Here is a 12,888-nt window from a genome sequence, read left to right on the forward strand (position 1 = left end):
GATTGATGATGGCTGTCACCATTTTGCGTGCTGAGGATCAGAAGCGCTGCGCCACCAGTTGCTGCATCATATCAATGTGGGCGGGCTCGTCGTTCAGCGCAGAAATGTACTCGAACTTCTCACCGCCGGCCTTAAGGAAGATCTCGCGGTTCTGCTCTTTGATCTCTTCCAGCGTTTCCAGGCAGTCCGCCGAGAAGCCGGGACAGATCAGCTGAATATGCTTAACGCCCTGAGCCGGCAGGCCTTTCAGGGTTTCGTCGGTGTAAGGCGTCAGCCAGGGCTCACGGCCAAAGCGCGACTGATAGGTCATCATCACCCGATCCGGCGCCAGCGGTAATGTCGCCGTCAGAGCACGTAACGTGTCTTCACAACGCTGCGGATAATCGTCGCCGAGACGCGCATAGCGCTTGGGAATACCGTGGAATGACAGCACCAAACGATCCGGCTGACCATGCTCAGCGAACGAATGCTCAACGCTCTGGCGCAGTGCGGCAATGTAGGCCGGGTGCTCGGCATAATCGCGGATAAAGCTGACTGACGGCAGACGACGGTAGCCTTTCAGTATGCGAGCCACCCCGTCCCACACCGCAGCGCTGGTCGAACAGGAGTATTGCGGATACAACGGCAACACCACCAGGTTAGTCACCCCTTGTGCCAGCAGCTTGTCGATCGCCTCGGCCAGGCTCGGGGAGCCGTAGCTCATACCCAGCTCAACCGGCGTGTTCGGCATGCGTGCGGCCAGTGCGCGCTGCTGACGGCGGCTGTAAACCAGCAACGGTGAACCTTCGTCCATCCATACCGACTGATACAGCTTGGCAACCCGCGGTGAACGGATCGGCAGGATCGCCCCGTTGAGGATCGGCCACCAGATTAGAGGGGCAGTATCCACCACGCGGTCGTCACTAAGGAATTCCTTCAGATAGCGTTTTACCGCCGACGAGGTCGGAGCATCTGGTGTGCCCAGGTTCACCAGCAATACTCCGTGTTTCTCTTGCTTCATCTCAGTTCCCCTTGATTCCTTGCAAGCTAACCCCCCGTTCTGGGTCAGGGGGTTAACCTCGATTAATGGCGCCTATTGTAACGGAAAAGCGCCTCATCGGAACCGATATCAGCAACAGGTAGTGCCCATGATAAAACAGGTTGACCTCAGCCTTGCGCCAGCCGCCAGACCGCCGCCACGTTGCGTGCCGTCACCTCCAGGTTAGTGGCCGCGTCCGTCAGGGCCTCTTCCAGCGTGACGACGCGATCCAGCACCGAAAAGGCCGCGTCAATGCCATGCTGGTGCACCACCTGATAATCTTTCGACAGGCTGCCCGCAATGCCGATCACCGGCAGACCATAACGTTTGGCCACCCGTGCCACGCCAATCGGCGTTTTACCGTGGATCGACTGGCTGTCCAGCCGCCCTTCTCCGGTGATCACCAAATCGGCATCGCGAAGCGCCTCTTCCAGCCGTAAGGTTTCAATCACGATCTCAATCCCCGGTCGCAAGCGGGCGTTGAGCATGCCGAGCAATGCCGCCCCCATTCCGCCCGCCGCACCGGCACCCGGCGCATTAAGCACCTCACGGCCGGTAGCCTGCTCCAGCAAGCGGCCAAAATGGCTCAGTGCCGCATCCAACTGCGTCACCATCTCCGGCGTAGCGCCCTTCTGTGGGCCAAACACCGCCGAGGCCCCATGAGGGCCACACAAAGGATTATCCACGTCACAGGCGGCCGTCACGCTCACCTGCTGCAGGCGTGGATCCACCCCAGAAAGGTCGATTTGCGCCAACCGGGCCAGCGCCGCGCCACCCGGTGCCAGCGGCTGCTGGTTGTCATCCAGCAGCCTGGCGCCCAGCGCCTGCATCATACCGGCACCGCCGTCGTTGGTAGCACTGCCGCCGATGCCCAGAATAATCGCCTTCACACCGCGTTCCAGCGCCGCCAGGATCAGCTCCCCGGTACCGTAACTGGTGGTAATGCGCGGATCGCGCCGACCATTAGGTGCCAGATGCAGGCCGGAAGCGGCCGCCATCTCAATCACGGCGGTTTCCCCCTCCCCCAGCAAACCGTAAAAGGCGGATACCGGCTGGCCCAGCGGGCCAGTCACCTCAACGCTGACGATTTCTCCGCCGGTGGCCGCCACCATCGAGTCCACCGTCCCTTCACCGCCGTCCGCCATCGGCAAATTCACATACTGCACCTGCGGGTAAATCTGGCGGAATCCGCGCTCGATGGCCTCGGCCACCTCCATCGCACTCAGGCTCTCTTTAAACGAGTCTGGGGCAATAACCACTTTTTTCAGCGTTTTCATCAGTATTCCTTATCCCGCTAGATTAAATACGCCAAACATCAGCGCCGAGACGGCCGCGATGGTAAAGCCGATCAGAGTTTCATACGGCAATAGCTTCAGCCGTTGATGGACCGCCATATTGACGCTGCCGCCAGTAGCGTGGAAGAAGCTGCCGTGTGGCAGGTGATCCAGTACCGTCGCACCGGCATGGATCATCGCCGCACCGGCCAACCCGCTGACGCCCAGCTCCAGCAAGGTACTGCTGAATACCCCGGATGCCACGGCGGTGCCGGCTGTGGTCGAGGCCGTCGCCATCGACATCAGCGCCCCCGAGAGCGGTGCCAACAGCCAGGCCGGCATCCCGGTGTGGGTCAATCCGTTAATCAACGCGTCCTTCAACGCCGAGTTGGCGATGATGCCTGCCAGCGTACCTGTACCGAGCAGCATAATGGCCACCGGTGCCATACGAGACAAACCAGAGACCATAAAGTGATTACACTGGCGAATACGCCCCATCAAGAGGGCCCCAACCAGGCCGCCAGCCGGCAACGCAATCAGCGGATCAACCGCAATACCGGCGATCGGCCGCAGCGACAACAGCACAATGGCAACCAACGGCGCGCTGATCGCCGCCGCAAAGCCTGGACGAGATCCTTCGGCATGCTGAGTCAGTTCCTCTGCCATCACCTTGTCACCCTTATTGCTCAGGCGTCGGGCCAGCAGATAGGCCACCACCAGCCCGCACAGGCCAGGCACGATACCGGCCATCATCACCGAGGTCAGCGGCACATGGAAGTTGTCGGCAGCCGCAATGGTGTTCGGGTTGGGCGACATCACGTTACCGGCCTTGCCGCCGCCGATCATCGCCAACAAGATGGCCCCCCGCGAGATCCCGGCCTTCTGGGCAATGGAGAGTGCAATAGGCGCCACGGTGATCACCGCCACGTCGATAAATACCCCAACCGCCGTCAGGATCAGTGTAGCTATCGCCAGCGCCAGCAACGCTCGGGTTTCCCCGACCTTGCGGACAATGGTTTCAGCAATGGTGTGTGCCGCGCCGGACTCAATCAACACCCCAGCCAGCACCCCCGCCGCCAGAATACGCATCACGGCGTTGGTGATGCCCTGAGCGCCGGTGATCATCAGCGTTACGGTCTGTACCAGATCCGCGCCGCCGCATAACCCGCCGGCCAGTGCACCGGCAATCATGCCGTAAGCCGGCGGGACCTTGCGTAAAATAAGAACGATAGCGACGACCAATGCCACCAGCGCCCCTAATGTGGATACCGTTGTCATTATTATTTTCCCCGTTGTTGGTGTGGGGAAAACATATCCTGAGCGCCGAACATTAGCGTGAGAGGAAGCCACAAAAACCCGTCGGGTGGTACGCCGGAAAGTTGTGGTTTTACACAATTCAGTCGTGCATCAGCATGCCGATATACAGCTGCAATGCATCAGTTAACTGATTGATTTTCAATCCGGTAATCGTCTCAATACGCTGCAGGCGGTAACGCAGGGTATTAACGTGGATATGAAGCTCAGTGGCGGTCTGCGTCTGATCACAATTCCGCGAAAAATAGTGCCGCAGGGTACTGCGCAGTACCCCTTTTTCATCATTGGCCTCCAGAGTCTGCCAGGGACGGGAAAGTTCCTGTGCCCGCCAGTCCTCACCCAAATCACACAGCAATGACGGCAGCGGATAATCCTGATAGAACAGCGTTTTGTGACGCAGCTTTAGCCGTTGCGCCATCGCCTGAGTGGCGCGGGCGGTCAGGTTTGAGCGATGCAGCCCCATTTCGCCGCTAAAGAAGCCACCGATAATCAAACGCAGGTTGAAACGCGACTGGAGCTGGCTTTGCAACTGCTGTGCCTGCTTGCGCTCCTGTTTCAAACTCCATTCCCCCTGTGCCAGGCTGGCGGGCCGCAGCAGGATCATTTCGTTGAAGCCGGTGATGGTGAGCAGCGCTTCGCGCTGGCTGTGCTCCAGCTCCATCAGCAGTTCACGCAGCAAATGCGGTTGCGAGTCCTGCAATTCCACAATCCAGACGATGCGCGGCAGTTGCAAATCCAACCCAAGGTAGGCCGCCATAGCTTCCAGTGAGGCCGATGCCGGCTGCGGCTGCAGCAACTGGTTTGCCAGCTCCTCGCGGTAGCGCTTTTCCCACTGGTTTTGGCTCAGCAGTGCGGCCTGCTCCACCATCAGCTCAGCCGCCATTTTCACCAGCTCGGCATAGGCGCGCACCTGGGTTGGCTCGCCGGAAATACCGATCACCCCTACCTGCTGGCTACGAAAGCTGAACGGCAGATTGATACCAGGACGTACACCCTTCAGGTGCGCAGCGGTGACCGCATCGATTTCCACCACCCGATTTTCGGTCAGCGCCAGTACCGCGCCCTCATGGCGCTGGAACAGCCGTGAGGGATTGCCTGAGGCGATGATGACGCCATTGCTGTCCATCACGTTGACGGAATGATTGATGATACCCATTGCCCGCTGCACGATCTGGCGCGCGGTGGATTCTGCCAGCAAATTGGTGGGTCTGAGCATGAGGATGATCCCCGAGGGTTACATGGGGGCAGTTATACGCCATTTATCGCAGATGATTAAAGCACACGGGCGCAACAAGCCACGGCGATCACAGTTCGGCTGGAAAATGGCAAAAAAAACGCCAGACCGATAGGCCTGGCGCTATACACCACAATGAAAAACCGATCAGCCGAGGATGGTTGCCAGTTCAGCGCTCACTTCGGTCACTTTACGGGTGCCGTCGATTTTACGGTATTGGGTGTTGCCTGCTGCAGCTTCTTTGCTGTAGTAGGAAATCAGTGGTGCCGTCATCTGATGGTATTCCACCAGACGCTTACGCACGGTTTCTTCCTGATCGTCTTTACGAGTCGTCAGTTCTTCACCGGTCGCGTCGTCTTTGCCTTCCACCTTCGGCGGATTGAATTTAACGTGATACACGCGGCCAGACGGCGCATGTACGCGACGACCAACGATGCGATCAACGATCAGTTCGTCCGGCACGGCAAATTCCAGCACGTAATCCACGTTGATGCCGGCTTCTTTCATTGCATCAGCCTGTGGAATAGTGCGTGGGAAACCGTCCAACAGGAAGCCTTTACGGCAGTCTTCCTGGGTGATGCGTTCTTTAACCAGTGCAATAACCAGCTCATCGGTCACCAGCTTGCCGGCGTCCATGATTTCTTTCGCCTGCTTGCCCAGTTCACTGCCGGCCTTCACGGCTGCGCGCAACATATCACCCGTAGAGATTTGCGGAATACCGTATTTCTCCATGATGAATTGAGCCTGAGTACCTTTACCAGCGCCCGGAGCGCCCAGCAGAATGATACGCATTGCGTAAATCCCCTTGCTATGTAGTTTTTATAAAATTGCGAAAACGCTCAACCATACCATTTCAGGGGGGGCTGGCTCAAGGTACGCGAGGAAATCGATTGCGGAGCCGAAGGGACGAAAAAGAAGATAAAACGCGGAAAATCAGTGAGAAAAGCAAAAAAATACACCCCCAACCTTTAGGTCAGGGGCGTATAGAGTCACTGTTATGCGGACAACAGCTTGTTCATGCGGCGGATAAACTGATTTGGGTCTTCTAGCGTGCCGCGTTCAGCCAGCAGCGCCTGATCCAATAACAGGTCAATCCATTCGGCGAATTGTTCGTTATCGCCCACATCGGATGCGCGTTTGACCAACGCATGCTCCGGATTCAGTTCGAAAATGTATTGCACGGCCGGCGCTTCCTGGCCCGCAGCGGCAAACAGTTTCGCCATCTGGGTGCTCATTTCATCGGCGTCGGTGATGACGATAGCCGGCGTATCGGTCAGACGATGCGTCAGGCGCACGTCCTTCACACGATCGCCCAGCAGGGTCTTCACGCGGTCAACAAACGGCTCCAGCTGCTTCTCTGCGGCCTTCTGCTCTTCGGTTTCGTCCGCCAGCTTGTCCAGCGCGTCGTCCGCCTTGCTGACCGACTGGAACGGCTTGCCGTCAAACTCGGTCAGGTAGCTCATCATCCATTCGTCGATGCGGTCAGAAAGCAGCAATACCTCGATGCCTTTCTTACGGAACAGCTCCAGGTGCGGGCTGCTCTTGGCGGCGGCATAGCTGTCGGCAGTGATGTAATAAATCTTCTCCTGCCCTTCCGCCATGCGGCCAACGTACTCTTCCAGCGAGACGGTTTGTGCCGAGCTATCACTCTGGGTAGAAGCGAAGCGCAGCAGCTTGGCGATGGTTTCTTTGTTGTTCGCGTCTTCCGCCGGACCTTCTTTCAACACCAGGCCGAACTGCTGCCAGAACTTCTGGTAGCCTTCCGCGTCGTCTTTGGCCAGTTTTTCCAGCAGCTGCAACACACGCTTGGTCAGCGCGCCGCGCAGGTTTTGCGTCACACGGCTGTCCTGCAGAATTTCACGCGAGACGTTCAGCGGCAGATCGTTGGAATCTATCAGGCCGCGCACGAAACGCAGGTAGTTCGGCATGAACTGCTCAGCGTCGTCCATGATGAACACACGCTGTACGTACAGTTTCAGACCGTGCTTGTGATCGCGGTTCCACATATCCCAGGGAGCCTGCGCCGGGATATACAGCAGGCTGGTATATTCCTGCTTGCCTTCTACCCGGTTGTGGCTCCAGCTCAGCGGATCGGTAAAGTCGTGAGCGATGTGTTTGTAGAACTCTTTGTATTCTTCGTCGGTGACGTCGGCCTTGCTACGGGTCCACAGGGCCTGCGCCTTGTTGATTTTTTCCCAGGTAACGGTGCCGTCTTCTTCGTTTTTACTTTCAATCTCAACCGGCAGTGCAATGTGGTCGGAGTATTTACCGATCACCGAACGCAGACGCCAGGCGTCGAGATATTCATCTTCGCCTTCGCGCAGATGCAGAGTGATTTCAGTACCGCGATCTTCTTTGCTGACATCGGCAATGGTGTAATCGCCTTCGCCGACAGACTCCCAGAACACGCCCTGATCGGCGGCTGCACCGGCAGCACGGGTACGCACGGTGACTTTATCCGCCACGATGAACGCGGAGTAGAAGCCCACGCCGAACTGGCCGATCAGTTGGCTGTCTTTGGCCTGATCGGAACCGATAGATTCCAGGAAGGATTTGGTCCCTGATTTCGCGATGGTACCGAGGTTTTCAATCACTTCTTCACGGCTCATGCCAATGCCGTTATCGGCAATGGTCAGCGTACGCTGGTCTTTATCGAAAGAAAGACGCACACGCAGCTCGCCGTCACCTTCATACAGCTCAGGCGTGGACAGCGCGCGGAAACGCAGCTTGTCGGCGGCGTCCGAGGCGTTGGAGATCAGCTCGCGCAGGAAAATTTCTTTATTGGAGTACAGCGAATGAATCATCAAATGAAGCAGTTGTTTTACTTCAGACTGGAAACCACGGGTTTCTTGACCTTTCATACTCATTGATTACCTCAAAGACAATAGCTACCAAAATCGGACAATGAGGATCAAGTGGGGGTCAGGGTATTGTTTTTCAAGCGAGTGGAGGGAAATTTTTGCAGAATAACTGACGGGGCCGGATAGCCCCGTCAGAGAAAAGCATCAGAACTTGATAACGTGGCGACCGGCCAGGGAATGTGACAGCGTGGTGCCGTCAACCATCTCCAGCTCACCACCCACCGGCACGCCGTGGGCAATGCGGCTGGCCACTACGCCATACTGACCACACATTTCGGCGATGTAGTTGGCGGTTGCGTCGCCTTCCACCGTCGGGTTGGTTGCCAGGATCACTTCGGTAACGCTTTCTTTTTCCAGCCGTTGCTCCAGCCGATCCAGACCGATATCACCAGGGCCAATGCCGTCCATCGGCGACAGGTGGCCCATCAGCACAAAGTAGCGCCCGGCGAACTGGCCGGTCTGCTCGATGGCGTGAATATCAGCCGGGCTTTCCACCACGCAGATCTGGCCGTTTTGTTGACGGCGCGGATTAGCGCAGATGGTGCAGATGTCCTGCTCGGTGAAGGTGCGACAATCAGCACAGTGGCCGATTTCCGACATGGCGCGGGTCAGCGCCTGCGCCAAACGCATGCCACCGCTGCGATCGCGCTGCAACAGTTGGAATGCCATGCGCTGCGCCGACTTCGGGCCAACGCCCGGCAGGCAACGCAACGCCTCCATCAGTGTTTCAAGGAGCGGGCTGGTTTGCATCAGAACGGCATCTTAAAGCCAGGTGGCAGTTGCATGCCATTGGACACAGACGCCATCTTCTCTTTCTGGGTTTCGTCGATGCGACGTGCTGCGTCGTTGATCGCAGCAGCGATCAGATCTTCCAGCATATCTTTATCGTCTTCCATCAGGCTCGGATCGATCTCCACACGACGGCAGTTGTGCGCACCGTTGATGGTGACTTTCACCAGGCCGGCACCGGATTCGCCAGTCACTTCCAATTTGGCGACTTCTTCCTGCATCTGCTGCATTTTTTCTTGCATTTGCTGGGCTTGCTTCATCAGGTTGCCCAGACCGCCTTTACCAAACATAGTCGTCTCTCGTCGCTAGGGCCGCGCACTTTACGCAGCGTTTAAATGGGGCGAATACTGTCTTCATCCAGATCCGCGTCGAAGAACCGGCGCAGCGTCTGAATATGGGTATCCGCAACGATCGACTGGCGCGCCTGCGCCAGTTTTTCTTCGTAAATGGCTTGTCGCCACTCCAGCGGAGTTCGCTCCGCCGGATTATCGTCTTCCACCACGGTCAACTCAACCGGGCTGCCGTACAGCTCGCTGAGCGCCTCGGTCAGCACCTTCTGCGCCGAAGGCGAGTTCAGGTGACGCTGCGACGACCGCAGATGGAGACAAATCTTACCGGGTTCCAGCAGCTGTTTAACCGCGTTTAATGCCAGCTGCTGCACCAGTTTCGGTATTTTCAGCTTATCGATTTCCGCCGCCCAGGCATCGCGTTCCAGCGATTCAACTACCAGCTTGGCCGACAGCTCGGGCGTTTTCTCATGCTCGAGCGCGGTACGCAACGCTTTCGGCGTGGCCAGCGGCTCCGGCTCGGCCACCGGCTCGGTCAGTGCACGCCAACGATAAGCCTCCGGCTTGGCCGGTTTTTCCTGCACGATCTTTTCCGCCTGGCGCTGCTGGCTGCGCTCAGTCACGGAAGCCAACCGCTCCAGTGCTGAGTTTGCCGGCCGCGCTTTTCCAGGCGCCGCCGGTTCACTCTTTTTTGGTGTGGATGCTCCCTGCTGCCTCAGCAGTTGGGTACGCGCTTTTAATAATTGCGCGGTGGCATCCGGTAAATTCGCTTGCTGATTGTTCTGCGGCGCAACCTGCCCTAACGGCGGGGGCGCGTCCTGAAACTGTGGCGGCTGGGCCGCTTGGGCCTGTGGCTGAGCCATCTGCACTGGCGCGGTTTGCACCATCGCCACCGGCTCCGGGATCACCGCTTTCGGGTGAAACGCCAGCGCGCGCAGCAGAGTCATTTCAACTCCCATGCGGCGATCTGGCGCAAAGGCCAACTCTTTGCGTCCAACCAACAGCGTTTGGTAATAGAGCTGTACGTCAGTCGGCGGCAAGGTACGCGCCAACTCACGCAGCCGCTGTTCAATGGCGGCGTAATGATTGTCCAACACCGACGGCAGCAGTTGCACCATCGCAATCCGGTGCAGCAACGCCAGCGTCTCGACCAGCAGATTTTCCCAATCGACACCGCGCGAAGCGGCCTGCGCAACCTGCGCCATCACCTTTTCGCCATCGGCGCTGACCAGCGCTTCGAGGATCGCCAGCGGCTGTTCGTCGTCAAGCGTGCCTAGCATTTGGCTGACGGTGGCGGTAGTCACCTGCCCCTGGCCCATGGCAATCGCCTGGTCAGTGAGGCTCAGTGCATCACGCATGCTGCCATCGGCGGCTCGCGCCAATAGCTGCAACGCTCGCTGGTCGCTGGTGATCTGTTCTGCCTGCAGCACCGTTTCCAGTTGGCCACGGATCTGATCGACGTCCAACGCCTTGAGATGAAATTGCAGACAGCGTGACAGAATGGTCACCGGCAGCTTTTGCGGATCGGTGGTTGCCAGCAGGAATTTGACGTGCGAAGGCGGCTCTTCCAGCGTTTTCAACAGCGCATTAAAGCTGTGGCGCGAGAGCATGTGCACTTCGTCAATCAGGTAAACCTTGAAGCGGCCGCGGGCGGGAGCGTACTGGACGTTATCCAGCAAATCGCGGGTATCTTCCACCTTGGTTCTGGACGCGGCGTCGATCTCGATCAGATCGACAAAACGTCCCTGCTCAATCTCGCGGCAGTTGTCACATTGACCGCACGGTGTGGCGGTGATGCCGGTTTCACAGTTCAGGCCTTTGGCCAGCAGGCGTGCAATGGTGGTTTTACCCACGCCACGCGTGCCCGAGAACAGATAGGCGTGATGGATCCGCCCCAGCGAGAGGCCGTTAGCCAGTGCAGTCAGGACATGTTCCTGTCCGACAACATCTGCAAACGTTTGAGGGCGCCACTTACGGGCAAGAACCTGATAGCTCATTAATACCGGAAAAGTCGAGTAATCTGGAGGGTCATGCTAACACAGCCCCGCGGCGATCCGCGAGGCCGTTGTGGTAATGCGGATCAGTGGCCGGAGAAGTTGACCAGGCTGTAGCATTCAATACCCAGGGTGTTTAAACGCGCTTCACCGCCGAGATCCGGCAGGTTGATAATGAAGGCGGCGTCGGTGACTTCACCGCCCAGACGGCGGATCAGTTTTGCGGTGGCTTCGATGGTGCCGCCGGTAGCCAGCAGATCGTCCACCACCAGCACTTTATCGCCGGCGCTGATAGCATCGGTATGGATTTCCAGTCGGTCGGTGCCGTATTCCAGCTCATAGCTTTCACTGAGGGTTTCACGCGGCAGCTTGCCCGGTTTGCGTACCGGTACAAAGCCTACGCCCAGTGCCAACGCAACCGGAGCGCCAAACAGGAAGCCGCGCGCTTCGGTGCCAACCACTTTGGTGACGCCCGCTTCACGGAAGCGCTCGACCAGTAATTCAATGCTGGCGGCATAGGCCAGCGGGTTTTCCAGCAGGCTGGTGACGTCACGGAACAGTATGCCCGGCTTAGGGTAATCCGGGATGGTTTTGATACTGTCTTTAATAAACTGTAGCTGCTGCGCAGTAGCGGTCATAATTATTGCCTGATAAAACTGCCTGATGACTTGCGCACAGGTCGTCTGTAACCCGCGCACGAAAACGCTCAAATTTATGCAAACTGGCGGACAAATGCAACCGGCGGTGCACGATCAGCGCTGTTTTTGTTGCGACAGGGCAACAACCGGCAGACGCAACATAAAGATCAGCAGAATGGCCAGCATCGCTAACAGCAAGCCTCGCACCCACCAGATTTTCACCAACCACAGAGAAACCGCAAACGTCAGCACAATCATCAACACCGCCTTCCATTTGGCCCCTGGCGGCAATGCCCGGTGCTGTTGCCAGTGGCGCAGATAGGGACCAAACCAGGAGCGGTACAGCAACCAGGCGTGGAATCGCGGCGATGAACGGGCAAAACACCAGGCGGCCAACAACAGAAACGGCGTGGTGGGCAGCAGTGGCAATACCACGCCCAGCGTCGCCAGCACCACCGCCAGCCAACCGAGGATTATCAATAACCAACGCGTCATGCGAGTCCTTGTCCATCAACCTGTCTGGCGTCACTTTATCATCGGCTTCCCCTGCGCCACCAGTCGCAACGGCTGGAATATGCGCACAGCGCTTGTTTCACGGCGTGATCGCGGGCAAGCTGAGCCCAATATCATCGTCATGGAGCCAACGTGAGCACTCAGCGTCTTTTACAAGTGTTAGAACAGCAGATCACCGTGTTAGCCGGTGAAATCACGCCGCAAGGCGACGCCCCGATCCCTCAGGCACGCTTTGACGCTGCGTTATTTTCCAACCGCGGCACCCGGCTGCGCGATTACCTGACAGAAGTACAAAAGAACTTCGCCCAGTTGCAAACCGCAGCCAACGACAGCCGCACCACCCAGGTGGCCTTTCTGGCCGAGAGACTGGTGGCGCAAATCACCGCCCTGCAACGCGAGTTGGCGACCCAGGCATTGCGCCGGAAAAATCAGCCCAAGGAAGTCGCAGCGGCCGATTTGTACCATAAACTGGCCGAACATCAGGATTATGAACGTCGGATCATTTCGATGATCCAGGATCGGGAAAGTCTGTTGGGCAGGCAAACCACTCTGGCGGCACAGCAAAAATTGCAGCATGAACTGGCAGCGCTGGAAGGCCGATTGATGCGTTGCCGTCAGGCGCTGGCGCGTATTGAGCGCAGTATCGAACGTAAAGAAAACGGTTTTTGAAGATTTATCACAATATTTTAATGATTATTCCCCTCCGCGGATCTTGTTCACTATACTCAGCCGAAGCGAAGCATCACTCATTCATCTCAATTTAAACGTGGGTTTTATGTCTCTGGAAAATGCCTCAGCAGAATTGCAACTGGCGGTAGATCTGATTTATCTGCTGGAATGTAATGAGATCGATCCGGCTACCGCGCTGGCGGCGCTGGATATTGTCAAACGGGACTATCAGGAAAAATTGCAACGCAACGGTGTGACCTCCCCTTACCTGCCCGTCGACCAGTAAAAAGGGTTCAG

General features: G+C 57.6%; 13 protein-coding genes and 1 other annotated feature. Of the genes, 2 read left to right on the forward strand and 11 right to left on the reverse strand.

Features of this window, described 5'->3' with window-relative positions:
• Nucleotides 1-37: 37 nt before the first annotated feature.
• The 11 genes from hemH to OC597_RS13755 form a co-directional block, all read right to left on the reverse strand.
• Nucleotides 38-1,000, reverse strand: a complete 963-nt coding sequence (hemH, locus tag OC597_RS13705; protein ID WP_099065353.1) for a ferrochelatase — start codon at nucleotides 998-1,000, stop codon at nucleotides 38-40.
• Nucleotides 1,001-1,146: 146 nt separating this feature from the next.
• Nucleotides 1,147-2,295, reverse strand: coding sequence for a glycerate kinase (locus tag OC597_RS13710; protein ID WP_262209138.1), 1,149 nt, complete (start codon nucleotides 2,293-2,295; stop codon nucleotides 1,147-1,149).
• Nucleotides 2,296-2,304: 9 nt separating this feature from the next.
• A complete protein-coding gene (locus tag OC597_RS13715; RefSeq protein WP_261251729.1) occupies nucleotides 2,305-3,570 on the reverse strand; it encodes a GntP family permease in 1,266 nt (421 codons plus the stop codon).
• A 118-nt stretch (nucleotides 3,571-3,688) separates the two neighbouring features.
• Nucleotides 3,689-4,822 (reverse strand): sugar diacid recognition domain-containing protein, encoded by a 1,134-nt coding sequence (locus tag OC597_RS13720; RefSeq protein WP_262209139.1) that lies wholly within the window; start codon nucleotides 4,820-4,822, stop codon nucleotides 3,689-3,691.
• A gap of 165 nt (nucleotides 4,823-4,987) precedes the next feature.
• A complete protein-coding gene (adk, locus tag OC597_RS13725; RefSeq protein ID WP_112347668.1) occupies nucleotides 4,988-5,632 on the reverse strand; it encodes an adenylate kinase in 645 nt (214 codons plus the stop codon).
• Nucleotides 5,633-5,835: 203 nt separating this feature from the next.
• Nucleotides 5,836-7,701, reverse strand: coding sequence for a molecular chaperone HtpG (gene htpG, locus OC597_RS13730; RefSeq protein WP_262209140.1), 1,866 nt, complete (start codon nucleotides 7,699-7,701; stop codon nucleotides 5,836-5,838).
• 144 nt (nucleotides 7,702-7,845) lie between these two features.
• Complete coding sequence (gene recR, locus OC597_RS13735) at nucleotides 7,846-8,451, reverse strand: recombination mediator RecR (RefSeq protein ID WP_012005576.1); 606 nt, start codon at nucleotides 8,449-8,451, stop codon at nucleotides 7,846-7,848.
• On the reverse strand, nucleotides 8,451-8,780 hold the full coding sequence (locus OC597_RS13740; protein WP_012005575.1) for a YbaB/EbfC family nucleoid-associated protein: 330 nt from the start codon (nucleotides 8,778-8,780) through the stop codon (nucleotides 8,451-8,453). Before OC597_RS13740 ends, recR begins: the two co-directional genes overlap by 1 nt.
• 41 nt (nucleotides 8,781-8,821) lie before the next feature.
• Nucleotides 8,822-10,774, reverse strand: a complete 1,953-nt coding sequence (gene dnaX / locus OC597_RS13745) for a DNA polymerase III subunit gamma/tau (RefSeq protein WP_261283778.1) — start codon at nucleotides 10,772-10,774, stop codon at nucleotides 8,822-8,824.
• Nucleotides 9,425-9,489, reverse strand: a sequence feature (DnaX frameshifting element). Its footprint overlaps the gene before it by 65 nt.
• 83 nt (nucleotides 10,775-10,857) lie before the next feature.
• Nucleotides 10,858-11,409 carry an adenine phosphoribosyltransferase gene (gene apt / locus OC597_RS13750; RefSeq protein ID WP_099065360.1) on the reverse strand — a complete coding sequence of 184 codons (552 nt, stop codon included), beginning with the start codon at nucleotides 11,407-11,409 and terminating at the stop codon, nucleotides 10,858-10,860.
• Nucleotides 11,410-11,523: 114 nt separating this feature from the next.
• Nucleotides 11,524-11,904, reverse strand: a complete 381-nt coding sequence (locus OC597_RS13755) for a DUF454 family protein (RefSeq protein ID WP_262209143.1) — start codon at nucleotides 11,902-11,904, stop codon at nucleotides 11,524-11,526.
• Between the two features lie 150 nt (nucleotides 11,905-12,054).
• Between OC597_RS13755 and priC the strand changes: the two genes are divergently transcribed.
• Both priC and rsmS read left to right on the forward strand, forming a co-directional pair.
• Entirely contained in the window at nucleotides 12,055-12,591 is a 537-nt protein-coding gene (gene priC, locus OC597_RS13760) for a primosomal replication protein PriC (protein ID WP_135315436.1), read from the forward strand.
• A gap of 106 nt (nucleotides 12,592-12,697) precedes the next feature.
• Nucleotides 12,698-12,877: a pleiotropic regulatory protein RsmS gene (rsmS, locus tag OC597_RS13765; protein WP_112347671.1), complete on the forward strand. Its 180-nt coding sequence runs from the start codon at nucleotides 12,698-12,700 to the stop codon at nucleotides 12,875-12,877.
• The last annotated feature ends 11 nt before the right edge of the window (nucleotides 12,878-12,888 follow it).

It is taken from the genome of Serratia proteamaculans, from assembly GCF_946227095.1.
In the GTDB taxonomy this organism is placed as follows: Bacteria; Pseudomonadota; Gammaproteobacteria; order Enterobacterales; family Enterobacteriaceae; genus Serratia; species Serratia proteamaculans_E.